The 19,027-nt window shown below is 41.7% G+C and carries 17 protein-coding genes and 1 other annotated feature; of the genes, 3 read left to right on the top strand and 14 right to left on the bottom strand.

The features are described from left to right. Positions 1–33: 33 nt before the first annotated feature. Positions 34–720, bottom strand: a complete 687-nt coding sequence (locus IE339_RS01570) for a heptaprenylglyceryl phosphate synthase (RefSeq protein ID WP_242176076.1) — start codon at positions 718–720, stop codon at positions 34–36. 279 nt (positions 721–999) lie between these two features. Further along, positions 1,000–1,177 (top strand) — a binding site (T-box leader). Positions 1,178–1,252: 75 nt separating this feature from the next. Between IE339_RS01570 and IE339_RS01565 the strand changes: the two genes are divergently transcribed. Beyond that, positions 1,253–2,635 carry a glycine--tRNA ligase gene (locus IE339_RS01565; protein WP_053403209.1) on the top strand — a complete coding sequence of 461 codons (1,383 nt, stop codon included), beginning with the start codon at positions 1,253–1,255 and terminating at the stop codon, positions 2,633–2,635. Positions 2,636–2,860: 225 nt separating this feature from the next. Here IE339_RS01565 and IE339_RS01560 read toward each other — a convergent pair whose 3' ends face one another. From IE339_RS01560 to IE339_RS01545, 4 genes are all read right to left on the bottom strand, one after another. Beyond that, complete coding sequence (locus IE339_RS01560) at positions 2,861–3,310, bottom strand: YfmQ family protein (protein ID WP_242172956.1); 450 nt, start codon at positions 3,308–3,310, stop codon at positions 2,861–2,863. Positions 3,311–3,476: 166 nt separating this feature from the next. Beyond that, positions 3,477–4,133 carry a M23 family metallopeptidase gene (locus IE339_RS01555; RefSeq protein ID WP_242172954.1) on the bottom strand — a complete coding sequence of 219 codons (657 nt, stop codon included), beginning with the start codon at positions 4,131–4,133 and terminating at the stop codon, positions 3,477–3,479. 386 nt (positions 4,134–4,519) lie between these two features. Beyond that, positions 4,520–4,822 carry a YerC/YecD family TrpR-related protein gene (locus IE339_RS01550; RefSeq protein WP_053403212.1) on the bottom strand — a complete coding sequence of 101 codons (303 nt, stop codon included), beginning with the start codon at positions 4,820–4,822 and terminating at the stop codon, positions 4,520–4,522. 214 nt (positions 4,823–5,036) lie between these two features. Beyond that, on the bottom strand, positions 5,037–6,776 hold the full coding sequence (locus IE339_RS01545; protein ID WP_242172952.1) for an adenine deaminase C-terminal domain-containing protein: 1,740 nt from the start codon (positions 6,774–6,776) through the stop codon (positions 5,037–5,039). A 110-nt stretch (positions 6,777–6,886) separates the two neighbouring features. Here IE339_RS01545 and IE339_RS01540 point away from each other — a divergent pair, with 110 nt between their 5' ends. Further along, positions 6,887–7,138: a YgaP family membrane protein gene (locus IE339_RS01540; protein WP_053403214.1), complete on the top strand. Its 252-nt coding sequence runs from the start codon at positions 6,887–6,889 to the stop codon at positions 7,136–7,138. Positions 7,139–7,347: 209 nt separating this feature from the next. Next, on the top strand, positions 7,348–9,168 hold the full coding sequence (locus tag IE339_RS01535; protein WP_242172950.1) for an acyltransferase family protein: 1,821 nt from the start codon (positions 7,348–7,350) through the stop codon (positions 9,166–9,168). Positions 9,169–9,208: 40 nt separating this feature from the next. Here IE339_RS01535 and purD read toward each other — a convergent pair whose 3' ends face one another. The 9 genes from purD to purC form a co-directional block, all read right to left on the bottom strand. Continuing rightward, positions 9,209–10,477: a phosphoribosylamine--glycine ligase gene (gene purD / locus IE339_RS01530; RefSeq protein WP_242172948.1), complete on the bottom strand. Its 1,269-nt coding sequence runs from the start codon at positions 10,475–10,477 to the stop codon at positions 9,209–9,211. Positions 10,478–10,494: 17 nt separating this feature from the next. Then, entirely contained in the window at positions 10,495–12,030 is a 1,536-nt protein-coding gene (gene purH / locus IE339_RS01525) for a bifunctional phosphoribosylaminoimidazolecarboxamide formyltransferase/IMP cyclohydrolase (RefSeq protein ID WP_242172945.1), read from the bottom strand. Between the two features lie 66 nt (positions 12,031–12,096). Continuing rightward, positions 12,097–12,684 carry a phosphoribosylglycinamide formyltransferase gene (gene purN, locus IE339_RS01520; RefSeq protein ID WP_242172943.1) on the bottom strand — a complete coding sequence of 196 codons (588 nt, stop codon included), beginning with the start codon at positions 12,682–12,684 and terminating at the stop codon, positions 12,097–12,099. Continuing rightward, a complete protein-coding gene (gene purM / locus IE339_RS01515) occupies positions 12,681–13,721 on the bottom strand; it encodes a phosphoribosylformylglycinamidine cyclo-ligase (protein WP_242172941.1) in 1,041 nt (346 codons plus the stop codon). The genes purN and purM overlap by 4 nt, the downstream gene beginning before the upstream one ends. Positions 13,722–13,748: 27 nt before the next feature. Next, positions 13,749–15,176 (bottom strand): amidophosphoribosyltransferase, encoded by a 1,428-nt coding sequence (gene purF, locus IE339_RS01510; RefSeq protein ID WP_242172939.1) that lies wholly within the window; start codon positions 15,174–15,176, stop codon positions 13,749–13,751. Then, complete coding sequence (gene purL / locus IE339_RS01505) at positions 15,161–17,380, bottom strand: phosphoribosylformylglycinamidine synthase subunit PurL (protein ID WP_242172937.1); 2,220 nt, start codon at positions 17,378–17,380, stop codon at positions 15,161–15,163. Before purL ends, purF begins: the two co-directional genes overlap by 16 nt. Further along, complete coding sequence (purQ, locus tag IE339_RS01500) at positions 17,364–18,050, bottom strand: phosphoribosylformylglycinamidine synthase subunit PurQ (protein WP_242172935.1); 687 nt, start codon at positions 18,048–18,050, stop codon at positions 17,364–17,366. Before purQ ends, purL begins: the two co-directional genes overlap by 17 nt. After that, on the bottom strand, positions 18,047–18,301 hold the full coding sequence (gene purS, locus IE339_RS01495; protein WP_242172933.1) for a phosphoribosylformylglycinamidine synthase subunit PurS: 255 nt from the start codon (positions 18,299–18,301) through the stop codon (positions 18,047–18,049). The genes purQ and purS overlap by 4 nt, the downstream gene beginning before the upstream one ends. After that, positions 18,289–19,011, bottom strand: coding sequence for a phosphoribosylaminoimidazolesuccinocarboxamide synthase (purC, locus tag IE339_RS01490; protein WP_242172930.1), 723 nt, complete (start codon positions 19,009–19,011; stop codon positions 18,289–18,291). Before purC ends, purS begins: the two co-directional genes overlap by 13 nt. Between the last annotated feature and the right edge of the window lie 16 nt (positions 19,012–19,027).

Here is a 19,027-nt window from a genome sequence, read left to right as displayed (position 1 = left end):
TATTCTATCTGATTTTACATTTTTCCTGCAAACTTATTTCTTTACAGCTTTAACCGTTTTTAATGCCGCTGCTAAGTCCGTGTAAATAATGTTTCCTACTACTACGGTGTCAGCATGACTACTCATTTCTGCCGCCTGTTCCTTTGTTTCGATACCACCACCGTAAAACAGCTGGGTATTCGTTAACACGCTTTTTACTTCTTCTACTACAGCTGGATCGCCGTACGTGCCGCTGTATTCTAAATAAAAGATCGGTAGATGGAACATATTCTCTGCAATATGTGCATACCCTACTACATCTTCAGCTGTCAGAGCTGTATTCGCTTCTGTTAGAGAAGCAACCTTAGCATCTGCATTCAGAATACAGTATCCTTCTACGATTAGCTCGTCCCAGTTCATAATATCTGCGTATTCTTTCATTGCTTCATGGTGTAAGCCAACAATCCACTCTGTTTTTCGACTGTTTAACACCGATGGGATGAAGTAAAAATCAAAGCCTGGTGTAACAGATTCGATCGTTGAAACCTCGAGCGCACACGGTACCGTATAACGTCGGATACGAGATAATAGCGCAAGGACGTTATCAAGCGTTACGCCATCAGTCCCTCCTACGATAACAGCATCCGTTCCTGATTCGCAAATTTGCTCTAATGCCTCATCTGAGATGTCTTTATTTGGATCTAATTTAAACACGTGTCTCCACTCGTTGATTTCGTACATATTTTGTATCCTCCAATTAATATTCCATTCCATCATTATAACAAAACTCCCCCTCATACACGAACCGAAATCGGCATGAAAGAAACGACTTAAGCGCTTGGAATTGGTAATTTCATTTGATTGTTTGTCAAGGCGTCCATATAGAAGAACATCCCCCTTCGTTGGCTACATGGATGACGATGTTGACGCAGTCCTCAGCCGCAAATAATTTTTTGAAAATTATTGTGTTCTTGTTTAGTTGTTTTGGATATGCTAAGATATAGCTAAAAATTAAATGACCTGTATGCATTGAAGGATCAATAGTATTTAGTTCCTCTTCTACAAGCGACCTGGGGATGGTGAAAGCCCGGGAGAATGAATTAAAGAAACGGCAATCTGGAGCATATACCATATAAAGAGGATACATTTTTATGTATCAATCAGGGTGGAACCGCGGGAAACAACTCTCGTCCCTGGACTGTTTACGAACAGTCCGGAGACGAGAGTTGTTTTTTTGTCTACCCTCACTTATTGACTATTAGGAGGAATTAAAATGTCTGTATCAATGGATCAAATCGTATCTCATGCGAAGCATCGTGGTTTTATTTTCCAAGGATCTGAAATTTACGGAGGTCTAGCAAACACGTGGGATTACGGTCCACTTGGAGTTGAATTTAAAAATAATATTAAACGCGCGTGGTGGAAAAAATTCGTTCAAGAATCTCCATACAACGTAGGATTAGACGCTGCAATTCTTATGAACCCAAAAACATGGGAGGCATCTGGTCACCTAGGTAACTTTAACGATCCAATGATTGACTGTAAAAACTGTAAAGCTCGTCACCGTGCAGATAAACTAATCGAAGCGAAGCTTGAAGAAAAAGGCATTGAAATGATCGTAGATGGCCTTCCATTCTCTGAAATGGAAAACTTAATCAAAGAACACAACATTACTTGCCCTGAGTGTGGTTCTAGTGATTTAACAGATATTCGTCAATTCAACCTTATGTTCAAAACACATCAAGGTGTAACAGAATCTTCTACAAACGAAATTTACATGCGCCCTGAAACAGCACAAGGTATCTTCGTAAACTTTAAAAACGTACAACGTTCGATGAGAAAGAAACTTCCGTTTGGTATCGCTCAAATCGGTAAAAGCTTCCGTAACGAAATCACACCTGGTAACTTCACGTTCCGTACGCGTGAATTCGAACAAATGGAGCTTGAATTCTTCTGTAAACCTGGTGAAGAACTAGAATGGTTCAGCCACTGGAAAGAGACAGCTCACAAATGGTTACTAGGATTAGGTATGAACGCTGAAAAACTTCGTCTACGTGACCATGATGAAGATGAGCTATCTCACTACAGTAATGCAACAACTGACTTTGAATACAAATTCCCATTCGGTTGGGGAGAACTATGGGGTATCGCTTCTCGTACAGATTACGACCTCAAACAACATATGGAGCATTCTGGTGAAGACTTCAACTACATCGATCAAGAAACAAACGAGCGCTATGTTCCTTACTGCATCGAGCCATCTCTCGGTGCTGACCGCGTAACGCTTGCATTCCTTTTAGATGCATATGACGAGCAGGAGCTTGAAGATGGTACATCTCGCACAGTGATGCACATTCACCCAGCGCTTGCACCGTTCAAAGCAGCGATCTTCCCTCTTTCTAAAAAATTAGGGGCTGAAGCACGCGAAGTATTCGCTGAGCTATCTAAATACTTCATGGTTGATTATGATGATGCAGGTTCAATCGGGAAACGCTACCGTCGTCATGACGAAATCGGTACGCCGTTCTGTATCACATTTGACTTTGATTCAGTAGAAGATAAGCAAGTGACGATCCGTAACCGTGACACAATGGAACAAAAACGTGTTCCAATTAGCGAACTTAAGAACATCCTAGAGGAAGCAACACAGTTTTAATTCACATAACAAAATGCCCCCTAACAGACTTACCGTTAGGGGGCATTTTGTTATGCATAAACGAGGATTATTCTCCGCGGACTGGATGGCTCTTGGTACAGCTTTCTTCTTTATTTGAAGTTGGCACCATAGTAAAGTTGATAGAGTCATGCTGATTTAGTGCCTAACTTTTCGTTTTTATGCTCGCGAACAAAAAAGCAGCCTTTTTATAAAGGGCTGCTTTTGTTAGATAAGTGCCTCTGTCGCTACGAAAGCACGACTTTGTAAGTCTTGAGAGCGCACACAGTAAGCGATCGTTTTTTTCTTTTTGTTCTTTACGACGTGTACGTGATCGTCGTATGTGTAAAGAGATAGTGTAACGTCTGTTTTCCCTTGTTTTGTTTGAATCACAACAGGAGTCCCTGCATCATCTGGATTCAAGTATTTCGCTTCTGTTCCTGGATATATATAATATTGCTTAATAAATAAGGCTTCGTTAAATTGCTCAACGATCTGAGTCTTTTCTTGACTTTCAACCGCTTCACCATCAATCGTAACCACTGCTTGTTCAGTCACTACTTCTGGGTGTAACTGAAATCTTGTGACAAACCATTTTACAACGGTCGTTGGCATCGATGATACAACTAATTTAAATACACTTGTGACAATGATCGAAAGAACTACAACCCATGTCATCGTTCACTCATCTCCATTACGTATTAAAATGAATTACACAATAATGGTAACATAAAATAAACGAGACATTTTTGTAGATTATGTGAACTCTCTTACGATCCAAAGTCCAACTACACAAACAAACAGCCCCTTATGATAAGGGGCTGTTTGTTTTAACCTCATAAGCTTACTTTAATAAAGGTAAATCTGCTTCAGTGGATGATTGATAACCATCTCCAAGTACCCAGATCTGCTGATTGTCTGGAGAAGAAACTTTCGTATAAAGTACTTTTTTAGGTGATAAAATGGTACTTGATGTCCCTGCTTTGATAATGTTAGAGCTCGACCCTAATGTAGGAGAATATTGATAATAAGTAGTATCCGTATCAATTTCAAAGTGGAGATGTGCTCCTGTTGAGTATTTCCCTGTATTCCCATACTGACCAAGTGACGTATCCTTCGTTACGCTATCTCCTTTGGAAACCCCAATTGACGCCAGATGATGATAGCGGAAAATTAAATCTTTTGTGGATCCTGTTGCATGGATATAAGCATCAGGATATTTTACAATCACAGTATTTCCTAGAATATTATCGTAGCCTGCAGCTAAAACCGTACCTTTTCCGCTAGCCCAGACTGTGCGACTGCTAGTCGATGAAGTGAGGTCCCAACCGTAGTGTTTAAAACCAAATTTTTGTTCATATTTCGCGTTTAAAAATCCTGCTGTAATATACGCATCGTTAACAGGTTGAATAAGCTTCTGAGTCGCAGCCTGCGCAAAGGAAGGCATTGATAACGTAAGTAGAAAAACGATTGATACAACTAAACCTAATAGTTTTTTCATATGTATTCTCCTTTTCAACTTATATTCCTTACCTGTTAACTATAATACATATAGTGGAAAAACCATATAGCTTTAACCATATTGAAATACACTTAACAAAACCCAAAAATATCCATACAAAGACAACATAATCAAATAAATGATTGACAGCCTCATCTCTTGATCTCCTAGCAACTTGCTGTTATTTTTGGGTGCATTTTTGCACCTTTACAAAAAGATAATATTCGTAAATATGTCGAGTTATAAGAGAAAACCACGAACGATTTAAGTTCTATTTTATCTTCGCAACTACGTGTTGTTTACACTAATTTTAAACCCTATGTTAAAAAAAGAACCTGTTGTCGCTAGAGGCTATCTAGCGACAACAGGTTCTTTTCAGTCAAGTTTTATTCTGACTTCTCTTCGTAAAGACGTTCTAATACCATTTGATACGCGTCGCTGCCATAGTTTAAGCAGCGCTTTACACGGGAGATTGTTGCTGTACTTGCACCCGTTTCATTTTCGATTTTATGGTACGTGAACCCTTCTCGAAGCATACGTGCTACTTCTAAACGCTGTGCAAGCGATTGAATTTCATTAACCGTACAAAGATCGTCAAAGAACGTATAGCATTCTTCGATGTCTTTTAATGATAAAACAGCTTGAAATAACTGATCTAGCTCTTTACCGCGAAGTTTATCAATTTGCATAGACTCTACTCCTTTTACCTTGTTTGTAAATACCATCTATTTATATTTCGACCTCTAACGCAAGGAGGCAGTGCTTGTCCCTACTTCCAAAGGACCGAAATTATAAGGAGGCTCAGACAATATTACTTTCTGAACCTCTCCTTTTTTTCATAAGATGAATCTTTTATTTAGGATAACCTCATCGATCTTATATTAAAAGCAATACTCTTATATTTTAACGCATTATCGTTGGAAAGAGTACTTCTTTCTTCATAACATCATAAATTCCGTTCGGTGTAATGCGAATATAAGGTAAATGTGTAGAAGATAAAAAGAGCAGTGAATAGATTGGGTCACTGTGCGTATATCCACGTTCGCGCAGCTTCATAATCATCGCTTCCTCTTTTACGACTAGCTCATCCATTGGCAGATGTGACATGCTTCCTTCCACTAAAAGCGGAATTTCAGCGATTACCTCTCCGTTTTCTACTAACACAATTCCTCCACCAAGCTCCTTCATTCTCTTAAAAGCGATCAGCATATCATCTTTATTTTTTCCTATAATAATGATGTCTCCCGTATTTGAGAATGAACTTACAAACCCTGATACGTTGGATGCAAACCCTTTAATAAGCGTGTTAATTCGCCATTTCCCATTTCTGTCCGCAAGCATTAAGAAGCTTTCGTCTCCTTCTGGCAGCTCATCAACAGAGATATCCATGTTGATGGAATAAGGCTTCATGATCACCGTATTTTTCATATGAAGACCGAGCGGCATTGAAAATTGCAAATCGTCTTTCGTGAGCGTCCAGTCTAATTGTAAGGGCTGAACATCAAATTCCTCCCATGGGAACTCATTGAAAGCACGCTGATTGATGCCGTCCTTTAGCACCCACTGACCTTTTGCCAAGACAGAGACAGGCGTTGGATCGTCTTTCGCCCGTAAAATATTTAAGTTGGCAATACGTCCTGTCGTAATACTACCATGCAGATGTCCAAGGTTATAGTAATTCGCAACATTAAAAGACACCATATGATATGCATCAATTAAAGGGACACCTTGTTCAATGGCGATCTTTACAAGCATATCTGAAACCCCGTCTTGATAAAAAGAAGGTGTGGAGCCATCGCTATTCATTGTGATTTGATCGTAGCACGTAATTCCTAATTCCTGCATTTCCTTAAGAAGCACAGGTAGATCAGGTCGAATAGATGAATGACGTAATGACACGTGATAACCGTGCATTAAACGTTTTAGTACATCCTGCCCTGTCATCGCCTCGTGGTCACAATCAGCACCAAGAAGCTTCATTTTTCCTAATGTCATTTCAGAAGCACCTGGGAAATGTCCTTCTACTTTCTTTTTCAGCCGCTTCGTCTCTTGAACCCAGTGCAGCATCATGTCATCACCGTTTAAAAGCTTCGGCCATGCTGTAAGTTCTCCACCTTGGATGACTGCTTCATTCTCTAACCATGATTTTACGTTTCCATTTGAAAAAACATGATCTTCTCCTGCAAATTCTGTCTGTCCGTCAAATCGGCACCACCAGTACATCGTTGCCGGAAGTTCAGAAAATTTCTTCACCAAAGAAAACGCTTTCTTTTTATCAGACTGTAAAGCCAGTACTAAATTATCGTTCACGAGCGTTGTCGTCCCATGAATTGATGCATATTCTGCAAACGTTTGGGGATTATATAATTGAAAAGGGTGGACATGAGGCTCAATGTATCCAGGTACAACAAACTGATCTGTACAATCTACAACTTCTGTTCCATTGAGGTTGGCTGGCCACTTTTCGCCTACATATACGATTCGATCTTCGTAAATCCATATATTGGCCGTAAGCCAATTTCGTAAAAATGAATGTAAAAACGTAGCATTTTGAAGAATAATGGTTGGAGCTTTTGATCCGTTTAACACCTCAACATGCTCACGCAACTCTTTATTTTTCCAACGATAACGTTGTTCAAGCATGTACATCACCTCTTTTTTGTAACCGTTATCATTATGGTATCACAATACGTGTATTAACGCACTGAAGAATTAAACGAATATTTGAACTTTTTATGAAGGTGGAGAATGAAATGAAGCAAAATATCGGTACATTAAATGCATTGATTCGAATTACGCTTGGCTTTACTGTATTAGCTTGGTCAATCGCTCGTCTTTCTAGAAGACCGTATAAGCAGTCTCATTTGGTTTACGCGATGCTCGGTGGGATGAAAATTGCTGAAGGGTTTACGCGCTTTTGTCCATTAACGTATGCGTATGACAAATCTCAAGAGAAATCAAAGGCTGATGAACAGCCTTATTTAACAACATATAACCCATCATAATGAAGAAAAATGCGGGCCTTGAGCCTGCATTTTTTTATTTGTGACCTTTGTCCCTCGAATCTACGTCTATCCTCACTATTAAAAATGAAATTTTTTTGATAATATGGGTGATTGAGAGTGAATATTACATTATAATTACAATATACTTATATTTTGTAATGATATTGTAATATTCTTGCAATAACAGGAAGTTTTGGAGGGGTTAGAAAGTGCTTTATGAAAGAAAACACCGTTATGTACACAGTCTAGATGGGCTTCGAGCATTAGCTGTTCTATCAGTCATTGCTTATCATCTAAACTTAAAATGGGCACCGGGAGGTTTTTTAGGCGTAGACGTCTTTTTTGTGTTGTCCGGCTATCTCATTACCTCTATTTTATTAGATCAACAACAGCAACAAACCTTTAGTCTTCAAAAGTTTTGGATTAGTCGCGTTCGTCGTCTGCTTCCAGCCGCTTATTGTATGATTGCCGCAACCGTTTTGTGGATCATTTTCTTTAAGCGCTCACTGCTGCACACCATACACGGTGACGCACTGACTTCTGTTTTTTATATGAGTAACTGGTGGTTTATCTTTCATAAAGTTTCGTATTTTGATAGTTTCAACTCTATGTCTCCATTAAAAAACTTATGGTCGTTAGCAATTGAGGAACAGTTTTATATCATATGGCCCCTTTTCTTATTAGTGGGCTTAAAGTTAATTAAAAGCCGTAAAAAGCTTACCGTTGTGATCTTCCTTTTCACTCTTCTTTCGGCAGGATTGATGGGCTTTTTATATGAGCCTGGTGAAGATCCAAGCCGCATTTACTACGGAACAGATACACGTGCGTTTGCTTTACTTTTAGGAGGATGCTTAGCATTTATTTGGCCAATGCAACGCTTATCGTCCAAGAATTTGCCGAAACCCGGCCGCCGAATATTGAATGTCGTCAGCTTGATTACATTTGCTATTTTAATTTTTTGTATGGCGACTGTTGATGAATTTAAACCGTTCGTATACAAAGGTGGCATGTTTTTAATTGCCTTAAATACGGCTATTTTAATCGCAACCATCAGCCATCCTAGCAGTTTCCTAGGAAAAGTATTATCGGTAAAGCCGTTAACATGGATTGGAACAAGGTCGTACGGCATTTATCTTTGGCACTACCCTATTATTATTTTAACAACGCCTTTATCAGAGATGGGCATATTTAATCCTGTTCGCATGGGATTGCAAGTCGGGGTAACGCTCCTGATCGCTGAGCTTTCTTATCGTTACTTTGAGGCTCCAATTCGTCAAAATGGATTCCTTTATTATTTTAAAATGTATCATCCAAAACGATTAATTCAGTGGAAGCTTCTTCCCCACAAGCAGCGAATTATTACGATTTTACCTGTCGTTGTATGTGTCGTTCTGATTAGTGATTTTGCTTATTCTTTTACATACAAAGCGAGCACCATTGAAGCATCACCAAAGCAAACGGTCATTAAGGTACACCATACAGCACCTGCACACACGGAGGTAAAACCAAACCCAGATCCTAATAAAGATAAGCCTGTGGTGAAACCAGCCGAGCCACCAAAACCAGCCTATACAGATGTATTAGCCATCGGTGACTCGATCATGCTTGATATCGCACCAGAGCTTCAAAAGCTATATGGCTCGATTACGATTGATGGAAAAGTTGGACGACAAATGAGCGAGGCCATTGAGCTCGCGCCTAATTACCAATCCTTTAATCATCCAGATAAGGCCATTATCGTAGAGCTTGGTACAAACGGATACTTTACAGGAGAACAATTGGATGCATTTTTAAGCCACTTTCCAGAGGCGCAAATTTTCATCGTGAACACAAAAGTTCCAAGACCTTGGGAAGATGATGTAAATGTAGTGATTAATCAAAAAGCACGACAATCGAAAAAGATCCAGCTTATTGATTGGTACTCGCACGGAAGCAACCATCCGGAATACTTTGCTCCAGACGGGGTTCACCTACAGCCGAGCGGAGCAAGAAAGCTCGCCTCACTTATCAGTCAAGAAATGAATAGCTAATAAAAAGCCACACCTTCAGTAACGAAGATGTGGCTTTTTATTATTTTACGGCTTCTGAAAGTGCTCTTTTTCCAATATCCGTTCGGTAAAAGAACCCTTCTTTTCCGATTTTACTTATTTCCTGGTAGGCCTTCTCCTGTGCTTCTTCTAACGTCGCTGCCTTCGCGCCAACAAGAAGGACACGCCCTCCGTCTGAGACGAAATGATCATCTTTTTCCTTCACACCCGCATGGAAAAGCAATGACCGTGCGTCTAGGTCCTGTAATCCCTCAATCGTCGCTTCTTTTTTATAAGCATTCGGATAGCCTTCTGCCGCAAGAACGACACCAAGTACCGCTTCGTCGGACCACTTAATTTCAACAGGCTCCTTTTTGCATAATTGAAGCAACACTTCGACGAGGTCACTTTCCATACGCGGAAGAACGACTTGTGTTTCTGGGTCTCCAAATCGTGCGTTAAATTCAATGACCTTTGGCCCGTCCACTGTTGCGATCAGCCCAGCGTACAATACGCCTGTGTAAGGACAGCCTTCTGCTTCAAGCGCTTTGGCCATTGGCTCAACAATTGCTCGAACGGCCGTTTGAACAAGCTCCTCACTAATTTGCGGAACAGGTGAGTACGCCCCCATTCCTCCCGTGTTCGGACCTTTATCATCATTATAGGCACGCTTATGGTCTTGAGCGATCACCATTGGATAAACGTTCGTTCCTTGCACGAATGCCATTAATGAAAACTCTTCACCTGCTAAAAATTCTTCGATGACTACTTTACTTCCCGCACCTGCAAACTTATCGTAAACGAGAATATCTTGAAGTGCCTCCACCGCTTCTTCAACCGTAAAAGCAACGGTAACACCCTTTCCAGCTGCAAGGCCATCTGCTTTAATCACAATGGGAGCCCCTTGCTGTTCCACGTACTTCTTCGCATCCTCAAAGCTTGTAAATACCTCATAAAAGGAGGTCGGAATATCATACTTCGCCATCAGTTCTTTCGCGAATGCTTTACTTCCTTCAATCATCGCTCCGCTTTGATGCGGCCCGAATACCGTTAACCCTGCCTCTTCAAAATCATCGACAATCCCATTCATAAGAGGCACCTCAGGTCCAACAATGGTTAGCTGTACATCATTTTCTTTCGCAAATGCAATGAGCTTCTCATGTTCATTCTCTTGAATAGGAACGAGTGTCGCTACATCTGTCATTCCTGCATTTCCAGGTGCGACAAAGGTTGTATCTACTAAAGAACTTTGCGCTACCTTCCATGCGATCGTATGCTCACGCCCGCCTTTTCCAATTACTAAAACATTCATCCCCGCTCACCTCTTTATTAATGTTTAAAGTGTCTCATTCCTGTGAAGACCATTGCAATACCGTACTCGTCCGCTTTTTCAATCGATTCTTCGTCACGAATAGATCCACCTGGCTGAATAATAGCCGTAACGCCTGCTTTTGCAGCGGCTTCAACTGTATCGCCCATTGGGAAGAATGCGTCAGACCCTAGAGCAGATCCCTGTGCTTTTTCCCCAGCTTGGTTAATCGCAATATTTGCTGAACCAACGCGGTTCATTTGGCCTGCTCCTACACCAACTGTCATGTTATCTTTTGCTAACACAATGGCATTTGATTTCACGTGCTTGACTACTTTCCAAGCAAGCTTCAAATCAGCCCATTCTTGTTCCGTTGGTTCACGCTTTGTCGCCACTGTAATCGTCGCATCGTCGAATCCATGTGTATCAAGATCTTGGCGTAATAAGCCGCCTTGAATAGAAGTAAGCTGCTGTTCTTGTACCTTTTCACCATCTAGCTCAATCGTAAGCAGACGAAGATTCTTTTTAGATGTTAATACTTCTAACGCTTCTTCATCGAACGCTGGTGCGATAATAATCTCTAAAAAGATTTCATGCATTTTTTCAGCCGTTGCACGGTCAATTGGTTTATTAGCCGCAATAATTCCCCCGAAGATAGACGTCGGATCTGCTTCGTATGCCTTTTGGTAAGCATCTTCAATCGTATTCCCAACGCCAACACCACATGGATTCATATGCTTAACCGCGACAACCGCAGCGTCATTAAACTCTTTTAAAATTTGAAGCGCCGCATTTGCATCGTTAATGTTGTTATAGGAAAGCTCTCTTCCGTGAAGCTGCTTCGCTGTTGCAATCGAGCCTTTTTTAGCTAACGGCTTTTTATAGAAGGAAGCTTTTTGATGAGGGTTCTCCCCGTAGCGTAGACCTTGTACCTTTTCAAAAGTTACCGTAACTTTTTCAGGTGCCTCTTCGCCCACGATATCTGTTAAATACTCCGCGATAAGTGCATCATAAGAAGCGGTATGACGGAATACCTTTGCTGCTAGACGCTGATTTGTTTCAAATGAAACAGCCCCGGATTGTAGTTCCTCTACAACACCCGCATAATCGGTAGGATCTACTAAAACCGTAACAGATTGATAGTTTTTGGCAGCCGAACGAAGCATTGTTGGTCCACCGATATCGATGTTTTCAATCGCATCTTCTAATGTTACGTTCTCTTTTTCGATCGTTTGTTGGAACGGATATAAATTCACTACGACAATATCAATTGGCGTGATGCCATGCTCAGCGAGCTGCTTTTGATGATCCTCATTTGCACGAAGGGCTAGTAAGCCACCGTGTACGTTTGGGTGAAGTGTTTTTACGCGACCGTCCATAATCTCAGGAAAGCCCGTTACTTCAGATATCCCCATTACATCAATACCATTCTCCTCTAACGTACGTTTCGTTCCACCAGTCGAAACGATTTCGACATCTAGTTTCACTAACTCTTGTACCAATTCTACAATCCCTGTTTTATCTGAAACGCTGATCAATGCGCGCTTTTTAGCCATTTGTTAATCCCTCCATGCAAATTCTACTTGTTTTATTATATTACCATGGTAAAGTATTAAAATGTTTTAATCAAGATTTCTTACGTAGATACGCTGAAATAATTCTTGTAGTGTCTTTGGATAAAACTCATGCTCAAGCGCATGAATTCGCTCTTCGACCTGCTCACGTTCATCGTTCTCATGAATCGGAACAGAAAATTGCGCAATGATTGGCCCTGTATCCATTCCTTCATCTACATAGTGAATTGTAATACCTGTAAGCCTCACCCCTGCCTCTAATGCTTGACCGACCGCATCTTTTCCTGGGAAAGACGGCAGGATCGATGGATGGAGGTTCACAATTCGATTTGAAAATGCCTCAAGGAGTACATCACCAATTAATCTCATGTAACCTGCTAGTACAAGAAATTCAACGTTATGCTCTCTTAGTTGCTGAAGAATCGCACCCTCATACGCAGCTTTATCTTTGTATCCTTTTGGAGATAAAACAAGCGTATTAATGTTCGCTTCCTGCGCTCTCTCGACTACTTTTGCCCCTGGCTTATCACAAACAAGTAAGGAAAGCTCAGCTTCAAGCTCCCCTTTTTGAATTGAATCGACGATTGCTTGAAAGTTGCTTCCGCTTCCTGAAGCAAAGACGGCAATTTTTATCATTCCATCTTCCCTCCACCGAAGTGAACGCCTTCTTCACTCGTTACACGCCCAATAATGAAAGCTTGTTCTCCTAACTCTTCAATAGCCCTCATAATCTCTGGTGCATCCTCTGTTTTCACTGCTAACACAAACCCAATCCCCATATTAAACACTTCAAACATTTCTTGTTGCTGAAGCTCCCCGTGCTGTTGAATGAAATTAAAAATAGCTGGAATTGGCCATGACCCAAAATCAATATCGACTCCTAGACCTTCAGGAAGCATACGAGGAATATTTTCAACAAAGCCGCCGCCCGTAATGTGGGCCATCCCGTTCACACGCCCTGCTTTTAACGCAGCCAGCGCTGCCTTAACATAGATTTTTGTCGGCTTCAGTAACTCTTCCCCTAATGGAAGCTCTAGCCCGTCATATACTTCATGTAAATCTAAGTTGGCATCTTGAAGAAGTACTTTTCGAACAAGCGAGTAGCCGTTGCTATGAATGCCGCTTGAGGTAATACCTACTAAAATATTGCCAGCCTCAATGTTCTCACCGGTAATAATCTCTGCCTTCTCAACCGCTCCGACAGAGAAGCCAGCAAGGTCATATTCACTGTCGTCATATAATCCGGGCATTTCGGCCGTTTCACCACCAACTAGTGCACATCCAGCCTGCTCACAGCCGTCTGCCACTCCCTTTACGATGCTTTCAATTTTTTCAGGAATGGCTTTTCCACACGCAATATAATCAAGAAAGTAAAGAGGTTCTGCGCCTTGGACAACGACATCATTTACGCACATCGCTACAGCATCAATGCCGATCGTGTCGTGCTTATTCATGAGGAATGCAAGCATGAGCTTCGTTCCTACCCCATCTGTTCCTGACACAAGGACAGGCTCTTTTAACTGAAGAGACGATAAATCAAACATCCCACCAAATCCACCAACGCTACCCATTACTCCAGGTCTCATCGTACGACGAACGTGCTTTTTCATGCGCTCAACGGCTTCGTATCCAGCGTGAATATCGACTCCTGCTTCTTTATATGAATATGACATGTTGCCACTCCTTTTATTAAGGTAAAATTAACAGTTCACTTCTTCTTTCTCATGAGGTAATACCGTATCTGGATAAATCTCAGTCGGGTATTGACCATTGAAACACGCCATACACTGACCGCGATATTTCCCTTCATACGGTCGTCCGATCGCGTCTACCATTCCTTCAGGGCTTAGGAATTCAAGCGTATCTGCCCCAATCAGCTTGCGAATTTCTTCCACAGAATACGTAGAGGCAATCAGTTCTTCGTGTGTAGATGTATCGATTCCGTAAAAGCACGGATTCTTAATTGGCGGTGAGCTGATTCGCACGTGTACTTCAGTTGCACCAGCTTCACGAAGCATGGACACAATGCGACGGCTCGTTGTACCACGAACAATGGAATCATCGACCATTACGACACGTTTTCCTTCTACGATTTTACGAACCGGAGATAGCTTCATCTTAACCCCTTGTTCACGAAGCTCTTGTGATGGTTGAATAAATGTGCGACCAACATAACGATTTTTAATCAACCCAAGCTCGTATGGAATACCAGACTGCTCGGCAAACCCAATGGCAGCAGAAATACTAGAATCAGGTACACCTGTTACAACGTCTGCTTCAATCGGATTTTCAATTGCTAGCTGCTTGCCTAGATTTTTACGCGCCGAGTGAACGTTAATTCCGTCAACGTTACTGTCAGGGCGAGAAAAGTAAATGTATTCCATGCTACAAATAGCACGGTTATTCGATAAAGAAAACTTCTCTGACGTCATGCCTTCGTCGTTAATAACGATTAGCTCACCAGGCTCAACGTCTCTTTCGTATACGGCGCCCACTACGTCAAATGCACATGTTTCCGAAGCAACGACATACGCATCGCCCATTCGTCCGATAGAAAGGGGACGTAATCCGTTCGGATCAAGAGCAACCATCATTTCTGTTTCCGTTAAAATAACGAACGCATAGGCACCCTTCACCATTGTTAAGGCATTTTTCAACTTGTCTTTTAATAAGCGATAACCGCTGCGTTTGATTAAATGCGCAAGCACTTCAGTATCAGACGTCGATTGAAAAATACTTCCTTGGCTTTCAAGCTGATGCTTTAAGGCATTGGCATTAACGATGTTTCCGTTATGAGCAAGTGCAATGCTTCCCTCATGTGAGCGGAAGTGAAGCGGCTGAACGTTCTCATAGCCGCCTCCTCCTGCTGTTGCATAACGTACGTGTCCAATCGCACCTCGACCGTTGTGCAATTGATTTAATTCACCGTGTCCGAAAATCTCTGTTACAAGTCCTGTTCCTTTTACAACACTCACTTTTTCGCCGTTTGTCACAGCAACCCCAGCACCCTCTTGACCACGGTGCTGTAAGCTATGAAGACCATAATACGTAATTTGTGAGGCCGTTTCGTGCCCCCAAATCCCAAACACTCCACATTCTTCATTTAGACCTTTTATTTCAGCAAACATGAAATAGCTCCTTTCCAAGCATCTTCGAGTTGCTTCACATCTGATTGAAGGTATGTTTCACCTGCTTCATTTTGAATGGTTACAGTGTGATCTGCCGTTACGTAACCAATTAATGTTGCCTGAACGAATTCTTCAAACTTCGCTTGATTCTCAGGGCGAACGGTTACGACAAAACGAGATTGTGATTCGCTAAATAGTGCCGTTGTTGCCTCTCCAGGTAGGCTTACAGTTACGCCTAGTCCGTTTGTTCCAAATGTTGATTCTGCAAGTGCCACACCTAGACCACCTTCTGCTACATCGTGTGCAGATGCGACTAAACCAGAACGAATCGCCGTTAACAGCTGCTTTTGATGACGAAGCTCCGTATCTAGATCCAGTGCTGGCGCTTTACCGAATAGACGTCCTTCTAGTACCTTTTGAAGCTCACTTCCGCTAAATTCAGGACGTGTTTCCCCAAGAACGTAGACAAGGTCTCCTTCTTGTTTGAACGCTTGTGTTGTGATGTGTGCAAGGTCTTCAATAAGGCCGACCATTCCGACAACAGGCGTTGGGTAAATTGCTTCACCTTTTGTTTCGTTATACAATGAAACGTTCCCACCGATAACCGGTGTTGAAAGCACGCGACATGCTTCACTCATACCGTCAACAGACTTTTCAATTTGCCAAAAGATTTCTGGCTTTTCAGGGTTTCCGAAGTTCAAGCAGTCCGTAATCGCAAGTGGCTGCGCTCCAGAACAAACGATATTACGCGCTGCCTCTGCCACCGCAATTTTGCCTCCGACTTCTGGATCTAAGTATAAATAGCGAGAATTACAGTCTGTCGTCATCGCTAGGGCCTTGTTCGTTCCTCGTACACGAACGACAGCTGCGTCTGATCCTGGTGAAACAACCGTGCTCGTACGCACCATATAATCGTACTGATTATAGACCCATTCCTTACTTGCAATCGTTGATTGAGAAAGCAATATTTTTAGCATTTCCTCATGATTTTCAACTACTGGCTGATAGTCGTTCATTTCTTGGAATTCACGGTAATAAGCCGGCTCAGCTGATGGTTTATGGTAAACCGGTGCCTCTTCTGCAAGTGCATCAACAGGAACGTCTGCAACTACTTCTCCTTTGTGCGTCAAGCGAAGCTTTTTATCATCCGTTACGACTCCAACAGATACCGCTTCTAATCCGTACTTCGTAAATAGGTCCACGATTTCTTGCTCACGGCCTTTTTCAACGACGATTAACATGCGCTCCTGTGACTCAGAAAGCATCATTTCATAAGCGGTCATGCCTGTTTCACGCTGTGGAATAAGGTCTAGGTTTAACTCGATGCCTGATCCTGCTTTACTTGCCATTTCGGCAGATGAACTTGTTAATCCCGCTGCCCCCATATCTTGAATTCCTACTAAACTATCAAGCTTAATAAGTTCTAAGCATGCCTCTAATAAAAGCTTCTCCATAAACGGGTCGCCTACTTGAACGGCTGGGCGCTTCTCTTCTGATTGATCCGATAGCTCTTCAGAAGCAAATGTCGCACCGTGAATACCGTCGCGCCCTGTTTTAGCACCTACGTACATCACGGTATTCCCAACACCTTTTGCCTGACCCTTTTTAATGTCTTCATGGTTAATTAATCCTACGCACATGGCGTTTACGAGTGGATTTCCATCGTAAGACGATTCGAATTGAATCTCTCCGCCCACCGTTGGAATTCCAATGCAGTTTCCATACCCTGCAATACCTGCTACTACTTCTTCAAACAAATGGCGAACGCGTGGTGATGTTAGTTCTCCAAATCGAAGTGAATTTAAAATGGCAATTGGTCGTGCCCCCATTGAGAACACGTCACGAATGATTCCACCCACGCCCGTTGCAGCACCTTGATAAGGCTCAATAGCTGATGGATGGTTATGACTCTCAATTTTAAATACCACTGCCTGATTATCACCAATGTCTACAATTCCAGCCCCTTCACCAGGACCTTGCAGCACTTTCTCACCCGTTACAGGGAACTTTTTCAGCACAGGCTTTGAGTTTTTATAACTGCAATGCTCTGACCACATAACTGAAAATAATCCTGTTTCCGTATAGTTTGGCAATCTACCAAGAATCTTTTCAACGCTAGCAAATTCTTCGTCTGTAAGACCCATTTCGCGATACACTTTATCTGCTTTGATTTGTTCAACATTTGGTTCAAGAAGTAACGACATGTTTTTCCCTCCACTGCTTTACAATCGATTGAAACATTTTTAGACCGTCTGCACTGCCAAGTAATGAATCTACTGCTCGTTCTGGATGTGGCATCATTCCAAGAACGTTTCCTCTTTCATTCGTAATGCCCGCAATATCTTCTAAACTACCGTTCGGATTTTCTGTTGCATAATGAAAGACGATTTGGTTATTGTCTTTTAATTGTTGAAGAGTTGCTTCGTCACAATAATAATTTCCTTCTCCATGAGCGACTGGAATGGAAATCACTTCGTCTTTTTCATACCCAGATGTAAATATCGTTTTATTATTAGCAACTTTCAAATTAATTGGCTTACAAATAAATTTTAGGCTATCATTTCGACGCATCGCTCCAGGAAGCAAGCCTGCTTCTAAGAGAATTTGAAATCCGTTACATACTCCGAGTACAGGTTTTCCCTCTTTTGCTAAACGAATGACTTCTGGCATAACATTTGAAAAGCGAGCGATAGCCCCCGAACGAAGATAGTCTCCGTAAGAAAAGCCCCCAGGAAGTAATACCCCGTCAAAGCTTTCTAAGCTTTCCTGATCGTGCCACACATATTCAACTTCCTCGCCGAGTTCATCTTTAACGGCGTGAAACATATCTACATCACAGTTAGAGCCTGGAAATACGATGACTGCAAATTTCACTGAGGAACACCCTCCTCTACTTCATAGCGATAGTCTTCAATAACTGTATTTACAAGCAGCTTCTCACACATTTCACGAACACGTGTATCAAGATCTTGTTCCGTCTTTTCAATCGTTAGCTCTAGGTATTTCCCGATGCGAACATCGTCTACTTCGTTGTAGCTCATGCGATGTAGAGAGCTTTTTACAGCCGTTCCTTGTGGATCTAATACACTTTCTCTTAATGTGACGAATACTTTTACTTTGTACATACGTCTCCCCCGATTCTCGTTAAAATTTCTTCGTACGCTTCTGTTAAACTTCCTAAGTCACGTCTGAATACATCTTTATCTAATTTTTGCTTTGTTTTCGCATCCCAAAAGCGGCACGTATCCGGCGAAATTTCGTCCGCTAAAATGATCTTGCCGTCTTTGGTACGACCAAATTCGAGCTTAAAGTCTACCAAGATAATGTTTTTATCCTTAAAGAATGGAATAAGTATATCGTTAATTTTTCGCGCTGATTCTTTTAAAAATGCCAGTTCAGCTTCTGTTGCTAAATTTAGCATCAGTGCATGATCATCTGTAATAAGCGGATCACCTAGCTCATCGTCTTTGTAATAAAATTCAACGATTGGTGTTTTAAGGGGTAGCCCTTCTGCCATTCCTAGTCTCTTTGCCATGCTGCCCGCTGCAATGTTTCGAACAACGACTTCTAATGGAATAATGGTTACTTGCTTCACAAGCTGTTCGTTCGTTGACAGCTTTTGAACAAAATGTGTAGAAATATCGTTCTCGTGGAGCATATCGAATAGTAAACTACTAATCTCGTTGTTTAGTACCGCTTTTCCATCAATCTCTGCTTTCTTTTGACCGTTAAAAGCTGTCGCATCATTTTTGTACTCCAGCCATAAAAGCTGATCTTCACTTGTTGCATAAATTCGCTTTGCTTTTCCCTCATATAGCAGATCGCCTTTTTCCACAAAAAAACCTCCAAAT

The organism is Priestia koreensis (assembly GCF_022646885.1).
Lineage (GTDB): Bacteria > Bacillota > Bacilli > Bacillales > Bacillaceae_H > Bacillus_AG > Bacillus_AG koreensis_A.
The sequence above is the reverse complement of the archived record's forward strand: the minus strand, read 5'-3'. Positions and strand labels throughout refer to the sequence as shown.